14 protein-coding genes and 2 pseudogenes are annotated in these 13,107 nt (G+C 66.8%); 8 read left to right on the top strand and 8 right to left on the bottom strand.

Going from position 1 to position 13,107, the window contains the following annotated elements; translation table 11 throughout:
* Positions 1-63: 63 nt before the first annotated feature.
* Entirely contained in the window at positions 64-942 is an 879-nt protein-coding gene (locus N5875_RS03925; RefSeq protein WP_338491849.1) for an NAD-dependent epimerase/dehydratase family protein, read from the bottom strand.
* A gap of 388 nt (positions 943-1,330) precedes the next feature.
* Here N5875_RS03925 and N5875_RS03920 point away from each other — a divergent pair.
* Both N5875_RS03920 and N5875_RS03915 read left to right on the top strand, forming a co-directional pair.
* A pseudogene (locus N5875_RS03920) lies at positions 1,331-1,705 on the top strand (hypothetical protein); the annotation flags it as partial.
* Between the two features lie 604 nt (positions 1,706-2,309).
* On the top strand, positions 2,310-2,495 hold the full coding sequence (locus N5875_RS03915) for a tyrosine-type recombinase/integrase (protein ID WP_338499082.1): 186 nt from the start codon (positions 2,310-2,312) through the stop codon (positions 2,493-2,495).
* A 269-nt stretch (positions 2,496-2,764) separates the two neighbouring features.
* Here N5875_RS03915 and N5875_RS03910 read toward each other — a convergent pair whose 3' ends face one another.
* The 3 genes from N5875_RS03910 to N5875_RS03900 all read right to left on the bottom strand — a co-directional run bounded on the left by N5875_RS03910 (position 2,765) and on the right by N5875_RS03900 (position 4,700).
* Positions 2,765-3,247: a transposase family protein gene (locus N5875_RS03910; protein WP_338491839.1), complete on the bottom strand. Its 483-nt coding sequence runs from the start codon at positions 3,245-3,247 to the stop codon at positions 2,765-2,767.
* Between the two features lie 962 nt (positions 3,248-4,209).
* Positions 4,210-4,413, bottom strand: a complete 204-nt coding sequence (locus tag N5875_RS03905; RefSeq protein WP_338491847.1) for a hypothetical protein — start codon at positions 4,411-4,413, stop codon at positions 4,210-4,212.
* Complete coding sequence (locus N5875_RS03900) at positions 4,410-4,700, bottom strand: DUF4265 domain-containing protein (RefSeq protein WP_338491845.1); 291 nt, start codon at positions 4,698-4,700, stop codon at positions 4,410-4,412. Before N5875_RS03900 ends, N5875_RS03905 begins: the two co-directional genes overlap by 4 nt.
* A gap of 210 nt (positions 4,701-4,910) precedes the next feature.
* Between N5875_RS03900 and N5875_RS03895 the strand changes: the two genes are divergently transcribed.
* From N5875_RS03895 to N5875_RS03875, 5 genes are all read left to right on the top strand, one after another.
* On the top strand, positions 4,911-5,033 hold the full coding sequence (locus N5875_RS03895) for a hypothetical protein (protein WP_338491843.1): 123 nt from the start codon (positions 4,911-4,913) through the stop codon (positions 5,031-5,033).
* Between the two features lie 210 nt (positions 5,034-5,243).
* On the top strand, positions 5,244-5,837 hold the full coding sequence (locus N5875_RS03890) for a calcium-binding protein (RefSeq protein WP_338491841.1): 594 nt from the start codon (positions 5,244-5,246) through the stop codon (positions 5,835-5,837).
* A 61-nt stretch (positions 5,838-5,898) separates the two neighbouring features.
* A complete protein-coding gene (locus N5875_RS03885; RefSeq protein ID WP_338491840.1) occupies positions 5,899-6,669 on the top strand; it encodes a transposase family protein in 771 nt (256 codons plus the stop codon).
* Positions 6,670-7,255: 586 nt separating this feature from the next.
* Positions 7,256-7,738 (top strand): transposase family protein, encoded by a 483-nt coding sequence (locus tag N5875_RS03880; RefSeq protein ID WP_338491839.1) that lies wholly within the window; start codon positions 7,256-7,258, stop codon positions 7,736-7,738.
* A gap of 561 nt (positions 7,739-8,299) precedes the next feature.
* Positions 8,300-9,094: a hypothetical protein gene (locus N5875_RS03875; RefSeq protein ID WP_338491838.1), complete on the top strand. Its 795-nt coding sequence runs from the start codon at positions 8,300-8,302 to the stop codon at positions 9,092-9,094.
* A 53-nt stretch (positions 9,095-9,147) separates the two neighbouring features.
* On the opposite strand, the gene N5875_RS03870 is transcribed toward N5875_RS03875, so the two are convergent.
* Both N5875_RS03870 and N5875_RS03865 read right to left on the bottom strand, forming a co-directional pair.
* A complete protein-coding gene (locus N5875_RS03870; protein WP_338491837.1) occupies positions 9,148-9,315 on the bottom strand; it encodes a hypothetical protein in 168 nt (55 codons plus the stop codon).
* Complete coding sequence (locus N5875_RS03865; RefSeq protein ID WP_338491834.1) at positions 9,312-10,502, bottom strand: IS701 family transposase; 1,191 nt, start codon at positions 10,500-10,502, stop codon at positions 9,312-9,314. Before N5875_RS03865 ends, N5875_RS03870 begins: the two co-directional genes overlap by 4 nt.
* Positions 10,503-11,044: 542 nt before the next feature.
* Between N5875_RS03865 and N5875_RS03860 the strand changes: the two are divergent.
* A pseudogene (locus N5875_RS03860) lies at positions 11,045-11,185 on the top strand (pyridine nucleotide-disulfide oxidoreductase); the annotation flags it as partial.
* Between the two features lie 186 nt (positions 11,186-11,371).
* Here the strand turns inward: N5875_RS03860 and N5875_RS03855 are convergent.
* The gene (locus tag N5875_RS03855; protein ID WP_338491833.1) at positions 11,372-11,902 is read right to left on the bottom strand and encodes a MarR family transcriptional regulator; all 531 of its coding nucleotides are present in this window, start codon (positions 11,900-11,902) and stop codon (positions 11,372-11,374) included.
* A 35-nt stretch (positions 11,903-11,937) separates the two neighbouring features.
* Positions 11,938-12,936: a PP2C family protein-serine/threonine phosphatase gene (locus tag N5875_RS03850; protein ID WP_338491831.1), complete on the bottom strand. Its 999-nt coding sequence runs from the start codon at positions 12,934-12,936 to the stop codon at positions 11,938-11,940.
* Between the last annotated feature and the right edge of the window lie 171 nt (positions 12,937-13,107).

Genomic DNA, 13,107 nt, shown 5'->3' with positions numbered 1-13,107 from the left:
CCCGGATGGGTAGATCTGCCGATGTGTCGCTCCTGCTTGGGAGGGTGAAGGAGCTCGTGGCGTTCATGGCACGGCACGACGTCTCCGGGCATCGGGCCGACGAGCCTTTCGATGTCCGGGGCTCCGGCGGGACACGGATCGCGGTGTGGGAGAGGGGGAGGGGCCGCCGCTCGTGATGGTGCACGGTTCGCTGCAGGACCACTCCAGCGCCACCGCGTTGGCCGAGGCCACGTCCCGTACGTGGACGAAGTCCCGCCGCTGTCCGCCGTCTTCGAAGACGCGCGGCGGTTCGCCGCGCGCGAGCGCGGAACGGAACAGGGCGGCCACGCCCGCGTACGGGGTGTCGCGGGGCATACCCGGCTCGTAGACGTCGTGGTGGCGCAGCGAGATCACGCGTCCGTCGATCGCCCGAGCCCACGAGTACGCGAGGTGCTCCTGCGCGAGCTTGGTGGTGGCGTACACGTTCCGGGGGTCCGTCGGCGCGTCCTCGGCGACCGGACCGGGTGCCAGGTCGGTACCACAGTCAGGACAGCGCGGCTCGAACCGACCGGCCTTCAGATCTGCCTCGGCACGCGGCCCGGGCCGGATCACGCCGTGCGCGGCACACTCGTACCGCCCCTCGCCGTAGACGACCATCGCCCCGGCGAGCAGCAGCCCTCGCACACCCACCTCCGCCATCCGGGCCAGCAGCACCGCCGTACCGAAGCCGTCGACCGACACGTACCCGGATGCGTCCCCGAAGTCCTTGCCCAGGCCCACCTTGGCCGCCTGGTGACAGACCGCGTCGACCGCGGCCAGGGCATTCCGCACGGCGGCGGCATCCCGTACGTCCCTCCCGTCCTCCGTCATGTCGAAGACCACCGGATCGTGCCCGCGTCCGATCAGCTCGGCGACGACGTGCGAGCCGATGAAGCCCGCTCCTCCAGTCACAAGTACGCGCATGTTCCGAAGCCAGGCCGCCTCGGTCCCGGCGAGGTGTTCGACGGGCGGCGCGTCACGGTTCCGTAAGAGGATCCTCACCCTTCCCGTCCAGCCCCATGCTCCGTCAGCAAGTGGTCAGTGTGAGCCCTGAAACACCCGGGGACAGCTGACCGGACAAGCGAATCGTTGTAGTCTCCGAAGACCGCCCTTGACCTGCAATAAGCAGGCAGGGAGCAGACGAATCGGGAGTTTGTCCGTGCTTCGCACCCTGTTCAAGTCCAAGATCTAGCATTTGGACGTCTGTGCAGGTCAGGGGCATGATAGAGGCCCCTCAGGTCAGCAAAAGGTCAGCATGCGTCGCAGCCTTGGCTCCGCTTGCTGACCTTCCGCCTCTGCGCAGCTCCTGTGCATGGTTCCTCGCTCCCGCTCGGAAGGTTCTACACGTGGCTCGACAGCTCGCCCGCGGCATGGGCTCCTTCTTCAAGGAATGCGACTGCGCCAAGCCCACCCGCACCCGTACACGATTCGCTTCAGGGACGCGCTGGGCAAGCAGCGCGAGGAGTCCGGTTTCGGGACGCAGGATGACGGCATCGAGCGTCTGACCGCGATCTACAAAGAGAAGAAGAGCACGGCGCCGTCCGTCGCCGAGGCCCGCCGCGAGCTCGGTCAGCAGACGGTCGAGGAATACGCGAAGCTATGGCGACCCCGGCAGCGCAAGATGACGGAGTATTCCACGGGCGAGCATGTCGACAGCTCGATCAATGTGCACATCGTTCCTCGGCTCGGATCGCGAAAGTTGAACTCCATCACGCCGATCGTCGTCGAGCGCTTCTTGGACGAATTGGAGGCCGACAAGGTCGGTCGCGGAAACCAGGTGAACATATTCCGCACTCTCAAGGCCATCTTGCGAGACGCCTATGGCAAGGGTGCCATGGCGGACGACCCGGTAAAGGGCGTCCAAGAACCAGAATACGTTCGCGAGAAGGTGGTTATCCCGTCCCTCACCTACGTGAAGAAGGCGCTGACTGTCGCCGACGACGATCTCGCGCTTGAGATCATCATGATGGTCGGATGCGGCCTGCGAAACGGTGAGGCCCGGGCGGTGAACGTCAAAAACATCGTGGCGGACGACGTCTACAGGGTGCACGAGCAGATCCACTCCAACACGCACAAGCCGGCGAAGCTGAAGCACCGCAAGGCTGGTGAGTTCAGGGAGGTCCCGCTGCCACGGTCGGTGCGGGAAGGGCTGGAGCGGTACGAGGAACAGCACGGAACCACAGAGGAGGGCTACCTGCTGCGTGGCCCGAGCGGGTACTACACGGAGCCGATGGAACGCCGTCGTGTGCAGAAGCTCTTCAAGGACCTCCCTGCTGAGGCAGGTGTCGGCAATGTACAGCTTCCGGCACTACTTCGCCTCGAACGCGCTCGGGAACGGCATACCCATCACCGACGTGGCGGAATGGATGGGCCACAAGTCCATCGAGGAGACGTATCGAATCTATCGACACTTGATGCCGGGCAGCATCACCAAGGCGGCTCGCATCCTGGATGCCGGCCTTTGGGAAGCGGCTTGATGCATGTGTGGAGGGCAGTGGGTTCTTCGGTGAGGGAGAAGAGATCTTCTTGAAGTTGTCGCCCTCGGGGCGCTGACCTGCGCGAATCGGTCAATGAGGCACGGTAACCTGCGGTGATGCCTGTTTCCGGTGCTTTCATCATGCTGCCCATTTAGGCAGTCGATTCTCCCCGCGCGCTCCCCAACGGAGCTTCATTCTCCCTAAGGGCTGTCCCGTAAATGATCTCCCGATTGCCTTGGGCAGGGGTGGCCGCCGTACGAGCCGCTGATCTATCCGGCGAGGGCGAGGTTGTGCATCCGGGCGATGCCGAGCATGGCGTGGTGCACACCGTCGCCTTTGAGGCGGCAGTCTCGGAGGATCTTCCAGGTCTTCAGGTAGTTCTTCGACCTCTCGGCGATGGCGTGGTCGCGGGTGGGGACCAGGGTGCCGTCCACAATGAGCACGGTGTCCTTGGCGAACCGCTTGCGCGGTTGAAGCGCGAGCATTGGCCCGAGGTGGTCGATGATGCGGTCCGCCGCCGACTTGGACACCCCGAACAGCGGAGCGAGCTGCCGCATCGTCAGGTTCGTGCGCCAGTAGGCCGCCACCAGCAGTGCCCGGTCCTCCAGCGGAAGGCTCCACGGCCGGCCCTCGCGGTCCGCATCCGCACCCTCGCGCCGCAGGACGGTCACGAGCTTGCCGAAGTTGTGCGGGTTCAGCCCGGCGAACGGGGCTATCCAAGACGGCTCCGACGCCGTGATCACACCAGCCACAGCTGGATCATCTCAGTTGCAGACGTCTCTGGTGCCGACCGATCCTTTGCCTATTCGACGATCTGAGGGAGAACGACGTGGGGCTGACTCTGTTCCCGGGAGACGGAGACACCAGCAGACCCGACGTCGGCTGGTCCTACAGCGGCTTCGCCGTGTTCCGGCGGCAGCTGGCGCGAGCCGAGGGGTTCGATCTCGACGGGATGTGGGGCTTCGGTGGGGAACGCCCCTGGAGTGATGTCTCCACCTCGCTCGAACCACTCCTCGATCGCCCCGACGACGGTGGAGGCGAGCTCTCGCCCACCGAATGCGCTGTGCTCCTGCCCCGGCTCGAGGCGATCGTCGAGCAGTGGCGGAATGAGGTCGGCGTCCCTCGGACACACATCGACGCGGCCCAACAGCTGACGGTCGTTCTGCGGCTCTGCGGCTCTGCGGCTCTGCGTCGCGAAGGACGTCGCGCTTCTCTTCCTCTGATGTCCGCGAAACCGGGGCAGGTCCTCACGCTCCCGCAGTTACGGGCAGCCCTTAGCACGGAGATGTCCGGCTCGATGCAGCGCCGCAGCGTGAAAGGAACGGCTCGGACGCAGGCCCCATCCGCTCCTCATCGCGGTTATGCCATGCGACAGCCGCCCGGTGCGCCCGGCCAGGATCCGCCCACGGGACGGGACTCCTCAACCCCGGCACCTGCGCCCAAGTCGCCGTGGTGGACTTGGTCATTGCCCGACCTCCGGCGACAAGGATGCTCCGAAACCGGTCAGCGGCTTTGCAGGATTCCTCCGTCAGGACCTCGACGCCGATACCGCCGGCCTCACCCTCGACTTGAGCTCAGGCGTCGTCGAAGGCCATGTCAACAGGGTTAAAACGCTCAAGAGGGCCATGTACGGCCGTGCCTCGTTCACGCTTCTTCGAACTCGGATCCTCATAAAGTCATGAGAAAGGGAGTGCCCCAGGTCCAGGGCGACGGCTCAGGGTTGGGTGGAGAATGGCATGGCGTCAGCCAACTCCCAGAAGGCGCGGCTCTCGGACACCGCGCGTTGCATGATGTCGAACAGCATCGAAGGATGCGCCTCCGGTGGAATGTCCACGGCGACGTGGCGGTCACCGCTCCACTCGCTCAGCAGGCCCGTGGCATCGGCTGTGGTCCGGATCCGATTTATCGTTTCTGTCAACTGCTTCGGGTCTGGTCGGGCATGAGGAGCATCCGCAGGACACGATGCGAAGAGCGCCCCACGACCTCGCTGACCTGGTCGTTCGCTGACAGTCGTACACGGTCGCCGAGAGCGAGTCCGTACGTTTGGAACGGGATGCAGGCTATGGAGAAAGTGCCGTCGTTGAGGGGCTTCAGCCACAGCTGTTCCACCTGACCGTCCAGCCCGAACGGCGCCAGGTCGGCTTGGGCGATGTAGTTGTTCTGGGCCCGACCAACCGGTTCGTCACGGACGATGTGCTTGGTCATGGCACCCCTCTCGATCACGCTTCGGCGCCATGATGCCGTGGCCGCATGGCCGCATCGTCAGCGGGGTCGCCACAAGCGACCACGGGCCAATTCACGGAACTCCGGTCAGAGCCCGAATTTTCCCAGGGCCGCTCTTCGTTCCCCAGTCGGTTGCTGCGCCACGAACAACAGCGCTCAGCTACGGCTGCGCGCTGCTGGTTTCCCGGGCCCGTGCGCGTGCCCGTGTGGAGCGCGCTGAGCGAGCGCGCCGAGCCGCTCGGCGACCGCCGCTGGCGCGGCCGCTTCTTCTCGGGCGGCCGTGGTCATGGCTTCGACGATCGCAGTCGGTACTGACAGCGTCGCGTCTACCAGGCCACGGCCTCCGAAGACCGCGTCGGGGTTCGCTCGGGCGGCTGGCATGTTCCAGTTGCGTCAGGATGCAGCGCCGTCTGCGCGGTGAGACGCTTTAAGTACAGAAGACTACGGAATAGCCCTGCGCTCGCCGATGAGTTGGTCACATCTGGCGTCCAGCGTATTTTCCCCTTCCGTCGGTGGTGTCTCTCGATGGGTCGATTCTTCATATACACCCGCACCTTTATTGCTGCGTTGGTGATAGCAGCTGTTCCCGGCCTCGCAGCCCAATCCGCATCGGCCAGTCAGCGTGTTCCCACCGGAACGCACGTCGATTGGGACCTGAACTACTACTTGCAGATCAAGGCAGCTCCGGGTAAAGACAACGTCATCTACATCCACGGCATAATATTCGAGGACGGCCACGGAATCGTCCACATCTACGATGATGGCGATGAAGTGACGGGTCCGCTCGGCAATAGGGACATCAACATCCCAGCGGACGCCGATGTCTTCAGGGTCAATGTTGATGCCGGAGACGGGAACGATCGGGTCTACAACTTCACCGAACTTAAGCCGACTCTGCACGGTGGGCCTGGCAACGACTACCTCTACAGCGGCAGCACCGCCGATAAGATGTGGGGTGACGACGGTGACGACAGGCTCGACAGCAGAAGCCATGCTGATCAGCTTTTCGGTGGAAATGGTAACGACACCCTTGATGGCGGCGACGACAACGATTCAGCCGACGGTGGGGCTGGAAATGACACCTGCATCAACGTCGAGGCACCGCTTTTCTGTGAATGACAGATGTCTACAGCACTAAAAGCGTGTTGCAGAAGGTCGCGGTCTGGGCATTTTCCCCTGTATGGGTGGGGCGTTGAGGGCTGAGTCGTTGTGGGTGGAGACGTTCACGGGTCTGCGGATGCGGCAGTTCGAGCGACTGCTGAGGGCGGTCCGTGAGCGGGGTGGGAACGGGCCTGGTGGTGGTCGGCCGTGGTGCCTTCCGCTGGCGGACCGGGTGCTGCTGGTGGCCGTCTACTACCGCACGAACCTCACCATGCGGCAGCTCGCGCCGCTCTTCGGATGCTCGCCGACGACCGTATGCCGGGTCATCCAGAGGCTGCGGCCTCTCCTCGCGATCGAGCAGGACGCCCGCCCGGACGACGCCGTCGAACGGCTGTGGATCGTGGACGGCACGTTGGTGCCGGTGCGTGACCGGAACGTCGGCGCCTCCTCACGGAACTACCGGTTCTCGGCGAACGTGCAGGTCATCATCGACGCCGACACGAAGCTGGTGATCGCCGCGGCCCAGCCGGCGCCCGGCAACACCGCCGACGCGAAGGCGTGGCGGGACTCCGGCCTGGCCCGGCACTGCGAAGGTGTCACCGTGCTGGGCGACGGCGCCTACATCAACACCGGGCTCGTCGTCCCGCACCGCAAACGGCCCGGCCGGGACCTGCTGCCCGGCGAGGAGGAAGACAACGCCGAGCACCGGCGGGTGCGGGCCCGCGTCGAGCACGCCTTCGCCCGGATGAAGCACTACAAGATCCTCCGCGACTGCCGACAGCGCGGCAGCGGTCTTCACCATGCAGTCCAGGCGGTCGCCCACATGCATAACCTCGCCCTCGCCGCATGACCAGACCGGCCACAACCCCGGCCCTGACCTGCCCAGTCACAACCTTCTGCAACACGCTTTAAGAGGGCTGCCCGTAACTGCGGGAGCGTGAGGACCTGCCCCGGTTTCGCGGACATCAGAGGAAGAGAAGCGCGACGTCCTTCGCGACGCAGAGCCGCAGAGCCGCAGAGCCGCAGAACGACCGTCAGCTGTTGGGCCGCGTCGATGTGTGTCCGAGGGACGCCGACCTCATTCCGCCACTGCTCGACGATCGCCTCGAGCCGGGGCAGGAGCACAGCGCATTCGGTGGGCGAGAGCTCGCCTCCACCGTCGTCGGGGCGATCGAGGAGTGGTTCGAGCGAGGTGGAGACATCACTCCAGGGGCGTTCCCCACCGAAGCCCCACATCCCGTCGAGATCGAACCCCTCGGCTCGCGCCAGCTGCCGCCGGAACACGGCGAAGCCGCTGTAGGACCAGCCGACGTCGGGTCTGCTGGTGTCTCCGTCTCCCGGGAACAGAGTCAGCCCCACGTCGTTCTCCCTCAGATCGTCGAATAGGCAAAGGATCGGTCGGCACCAGAGACGTCTGCAACTGAGATGATCCAGCTGTGGCTGGTGTGATCACGGCGTCGGAGCCGTCTTGGATAGCCCCGTTCGCCGGGCTGAACCCGCACAACTTCGGCAAGCTCGTGACCGTCCTGCGGCGCGAGGGTGCGGATGCGGACCGCGAGGGCCGGCCGTGGAGCCTTCCGCTGGAGGACCGGGCACTGCTGGTGGCGGCCTACTGGCGCACGAACCTGACGATGCGGCAGCTCGCTCCGCTGTTCGGGGTGTCCAAGTCGGCGGCGGACCGCATCATCGACCACCTCGGGCCAATGCTCGCGCTTCAACCGCGCAAGCGGTTCGCCAAGGACACCGTGCTCATTGTGGACGGCACCCTGGTCCCCACCCGCGACCACGCCATCGCCGAGAGGTCGAAGAACTACCTGAAGACCTGGAAGATCCTCCGAGACTGCCGCCTCAAAGGCGACGGTGTGCACCACGCCATGCTCGGCATCGCCCGGATGCACAACCTCGCCCTCGCCGGATAGATCAGCGGCTCGTACGGCGGCCACCCCTGCCCAAGGCAATCGGGAGATCATTTACGGGACAGCCCTTAGATTCTCCCCAGCGAGCGCCGCTTCAGAAGGAGTATCACCCCTGGTGAGACGGGTTGCCGTCTAGTGCTACAGCCGGTGGGTTCACGGTGAGTGAGCGCGGGCTGACCTGTCGCAGCGAAGGCTGAGTGGCCTGGGTCACATCTTGTGGTCCAGGGCCGGTCTCCTTGAAGGTTTTCGGGACTCCATCCTTGGCGGTCCCGGAGTGTTCGTGGGCCTCGCAGTGATAGCTGCCACTGGCAGCGGAACTTGTCCACCTGGGCCCGGTTCGAGTGACTCGGCGATCAGGGCCGTCAGGCCGACGTCCCGAGCCGACGGTGGCGTGCGCGGTCGGGGGCGGGCCAGGGCGATTGCCCAGGTGCGGAAGGGACGAGCGACCTCAGACTGCCTGGAGTGCCCCTTGTCTGCCTGCTTCCGGCTGAGCCAAGCTACGGCGACGGGTCTGGAACGCCACTTGGGCGGAGGGACTTTCGTACCGGCCAGGAGAGGCGAGTGATGACAGTGCCGAGCACAAACACCACCCACGGGATGGACGGGCCGTCGCTGCCTTCGCCGGGTGCTGACCAACCTGCACGGCGGTCTCCGGGCCGGACGCGGCTCGTGGGCGCGGCGTTGATCATGTTGTCCCTGATCCCGGCGCTGGGCTGCTATCTCGTGTTCACCGCGTGGCTTCCCTCCGATACCAGGCGGCACCAGGACTACGTGGCGGCCGAGCCGTGCCACGCCGGCGCGACGGCGAAAAAGTGGGAGGACTGCCTGCGTGAGGTCTCTTTCACCGTCGAGAGCACGCGGAATGAGCTGAGCAAATCCGGCAGTTACAAGGCGACCTTGTCCGGCACGTCCTTCTGGAACGGGGTCGTGGCCTTCGGCGATCCTGGGCCGCTCTTGGAGCGACTCCGGCCTGGAGACCAGGTCACCGCGACCGTCTGGCGCGGCGACGTCATGACGGTCCACAACGGAGGCGTTCGGCAGGGGACCTCCGAAGAACCCCGCTCCGAACCACAGATGACAGTCGCCATCGGCACGTTCCTGGGCCTCCTGGCGGCCACGGGGCTCGGGTTGGGTGCGGTGCGGATGGCCAGGCCCCATGGCCACGAGCACTTTACCTGGCGCTCGTACGGCAAACCGCTGCTCATCACCATGACGATCACCTGTGCTGTCGTGGGGTTGTCGGCGGTGTGGCTCGGCCTCCCGTCATGGGTTGTACCCACCGTTGCCGTAACGGTCGTGGCATGCACGGCCGGGCTGCTCCACCAGCACCGGCGGCCGAGTGCAGCCGGTGGTGCGTGACGACAAGCGTGCCTGGTCCCGCCTGTGCGTCACTCAACCTTCGGTGAGAATGCTCAACCTTCGCTGCGAGAGATCACGGGCTGCTCGGGTGCGGTAGTGGCTGGTTCGGGCTCGGTCTGGTGGCGGGTGCGCCAGCGGTGCCAGTGCATGGCGAGCCAGGTTCGGGCGGTGCGGGCGGGGGCGAGGACGATCCGGTCGTACAGGCGGCGGATCTCGTTCACGGTCGGGGGTCGGGTGTCGTCGGCGGGGCCGGTATGAGCCGGCTCCGGACGATGACCAGGAAGACCATGGCGAGCATGCACACGGTGGTGTGCCGGTACCACGAGCACCACTTGCGTACCTCGTGCTCGTCCAGCCCCACCTGTCCCTTGGCGACCTGGAACGACTCCTCCACCATCCAGCGCTGTCCCGCGGCGACGACCATCTCGGCCAGGGGAGTGTCCGGGTGGGTGTGGCACAGGAAGTAGGCGGTCTCCCGGACGAGTTCGCCGGTCTTCTTGTCCTTCTTGTTGGGCACGGTCGAGCGGCGGATCAGCAGGTGACGCTCCAGCCCGGTGGAAAGGGAGGCGAGTTGGACGGCGGCCCAGTCGTACTCGCGCGGACCCTTGGCGCCGTCAGCACAGGACCGGCGCTCGAAGGCATCCCCGGGTACCAGTGCCCACAGCTCGCGGGCCGGCCGGGTGCGCCCGTCGGGCAGCGGCAGCACCTCGTCCTTCGGGATGGCGAAGACGTAGCGGACCTGGTGTTCCTCCAGCCAGGCGCGCAGCGCACGGCACTGCCCGTAGGCCTCATCGGCCAGGAAATAGGTGAACGGCACCGAGGCCGCCGGCGCGCGCTCCAGTATCCGCCGGGCCAGCTCCGGTTTGGTGGCCACCGCGCTCGCGCGGTCGGGCGGGATGCCCTGCTCGGCGCAGCGGCGTTCGTGCTCCGCGGTGGTGCCGGCCCAGTGCTTGCCGAGGTAGAACTCGCTGTCGATCAGGGTGCGGGCCTTACCGGATCTGTAGGACAGGTGCACGCTGACCTGGGCGTTCTCGACCCTGCCCGCGGTGCCGGTGTACTGACGCTGGACACCGGCGGTCTTGGTGCCCTTCTTGATATCGCCGGTCTCGTCCGCGATCAGTACCGCGTCGTCGGCGGCCAGGGCGGCGACCGCGTGGGCGCGGACTCGGTCGCGCAGTTCGTCCGCATCCCATGCGGCCTTGGCCAGGAGACCCTGCAACCGGTCCGGGTTGGGGTGGCCGGCAGCCTCAGCGAGCTGCCACAGGTTCTTGCGCGGCACCTCGCTGAGCAGCCCGCGCACCATCGCCCGCAGGTTCTCCCGGGAGGCCGGGCGCGCGAACACATCGTCCACCGAGGCGCACAGCGCCTCCAACTCCCCCTCCACCACTCGGACTTCGGCCTCGCTCAACTCATCCGTCCGCATCACACCAAGTGGCAATTTCAGTCCCACGAACGGAGCAACGAGACACCGCCGTCACGTCACGTGAACCACCGGCTGTAGTACTAGATGAAACGGCTACGCATCGTATCGGGGCGGCTGGCCGGGAGGGCGTGCGTGTACGCACCCTCCTCGGCTGCGTCGGGCAATGTGGTCGCGCCGGGCGAGGCCACCGGCCATGTCCACTACGAACCGGCTCGCCCTGGCGCCGGATTGCCCGCCGAGGTGCGTATTCGCAGACGGTCATATGGAGAACCCTCCGCCGGCCGCGGAGCCTGGGATCACCACCGTCCACGTCACGGACGAGGACGCGGCCGTGGACGACGTCGCCAAGTGCTTAGAAGGCACTTGGTGGTTCTGCTGGATTGGGTCGCTGACCTGCACGTTTGTGTGGCGACAGGTCGGTGGCCCAAACTTCCGGCCTTTTCGGGACGCCGCGCCTGTGAATCGGGGTTCGCGCGGCCCGTACGGGTCTCCGGAGTCCACCGGGACGGTGAACTCTTCTGCGTCAAGGCCGACTTCGGGACCTGGCTCAGCCGATGTTCGACCGGATCGCCTCCACCGGCGTGGCCTGGGCGGACGGCACCACCGCCGACGCGGACGCCATCGGCTGGTGCACCGGCTTCCGGCCCGCCCTCGCCCACCTCGCCCCGCGGCCACATCCCCACCCACGGCACCCAGGTCCTCGGTGACCGGGCCCGCCTCCGCCACCCGCATCCGGCGGGGAGAGTCGCTCCGCGCGGGATAGAAGGGCCTGGCGCACTGTTGTGGGAACTCGTCAGGACGGTGATGCTGCTTCTTGCGTTCGCTGTGGTTTGCTTCGTCGCCGTCGTGCGGTCCTACTGTGTGCCGCCGTCCGCCCAGTCGGACCACCCGAGGGGATGCGGGCCCATGTCTGCGTCGCCGAACGCCGGTTCCTGACCGGCCGAGTTGAAGGCGTCGAGAGCCTCCACGAGGGCACTGCGCTGAGCGGAGTCGAGGCGACGGAGAATGGCCGTGATCTCCGTACGCCGTCGGGAGGTCACGTCCTGGACGACGCGGTTCCCCTCCTCGGTGAGGCGCAGGACGGTCTCGCGGCGGTTGGCCGGGTTCGGCCGACGGTCCATCAGGCCGGAGCCGATCAGCCGGTCCACCATCCGCATGGCGGTGGAAGGCTTTACGCCGAGGTGGTCGGCCAGCGCGACGAGTTTCGACGGACCGCGGGTGGACAGCACCACGAGCATCCGGAACTGCGGCAGGGTGATGCTCTCCTCGACCGTCGCCAGCGACCGGGCCGAGACCGCCACCAGCAACCGCGACGCTGTCAGCACGGCACGCGTCACGACTCCGATGTCGTCCTGGGCCGGGTCGGTCTCCTCGTGCTCTCGCATACGAACCTTTGTACCGTGCGATGCGAGGGTGGTCGTCATGCGCGGTAGCGCAAGAGCAGCATGGCGGCATCGTCCCCGAGCGGCCCGCCGGCGTGCACGACGATGTCGCTGTGCAGGGCGTCCAAGGCGAGTTCGGGACTGTCGGCGTTCAACAGGTGGAGCCGGGAGTCGAGGGGATAGAACTCTCCCCGGCCGTCGCGGGCTTCGGTGACGCCGTCCGTGTACAGCAGAAGCTGGTCGCCCGGGTGGAACGCCGTACTCAGCGTCTCGGGGGACTGTGCCCCATGTACGCCGAGCCCGAGCGGCATCGCTCGTGTCCTCGGTGCGAGGAAGCGAGCCGTGCCGTCGGCGTGGACGAGCAGCGGGGACGGGTGACCGTAGTTGAGCAGCGCCACGGTCCGGTCCTCCCGGATCTCGGCGATCACCGCCGTGACGAACCGCTCCCCGCACAGGGCTCGGTTCATCGCCCGCTCCAGCCGGGCGCTGACGCCCATGAGGTCGGGCTCGTCGTGAGCGGCTTCCCGGAAGGCGCCGAGCACATCGGCCGCCGTCTCCACGGCGTCGAGCCCCTTGCCCTGGACATCGCCGACGATCACGCGTACGCCACCGGGCGAGGTGACCACCTCGTACAGATCCCCACCGATGCGGGCCTCGGCCACGGCGGCCGTGTACGAGACGGCGGCACTCAACTCGCCGGCGGTGCGGGGCACAGGGCGGAGCAGAACCCGCTGCGCCACCTCGGCGATCGAGCGGACACTGGCCAGCTCTGCCTCGCGGCGACATCGCATCACGGCGGCGACCAGGCCGGCGGCGGTGACCCCGGCCACTGACACCAACGCCGTCGTCCCGCGCCGCCCGGGAAACAAGCCGTCGTACCAGCCGAGCGCAAGGCACAGGGCCAGAGCCAGCCCCCCGATCAGGGCGGTGCGGCGCGGTCCGCCGGTGAGCCCGGCGAACGCGGGCCCCAACGCCACCAGTGGCAGCAGCCCGACGGTCGGCCCGGCGGCGATGTCGGCTATCGCGGTGACCGCCATGACGACGAATGGGAGGAGGGAGAGGGCAGGTGTTCCGGGCGGCTGCTGGTTGGACAAGGTTCTCCCCGATGGCTCCGGCAGTGGCACCCCGCTGCCTGCCGACACCGTCCCTGCGGCATCCGACGAGGGGGCGTCTGGCTACCTTTAGCCTATGCAACGATCCTGCGGGCG

The organism is Streptomyces sp. SJL17-4, from assembly GCF_036826855.1.
Classification (GTDB): Bacteria; Actinomycetota; Actinomycetes; order Streptomycetales; family Streptomycetaceae; genus Streptomyces.
Note: the sequence above shows the minus strand (reverse complement) of the source record. Positions and strands in the feature narration are given on the sequence as shown.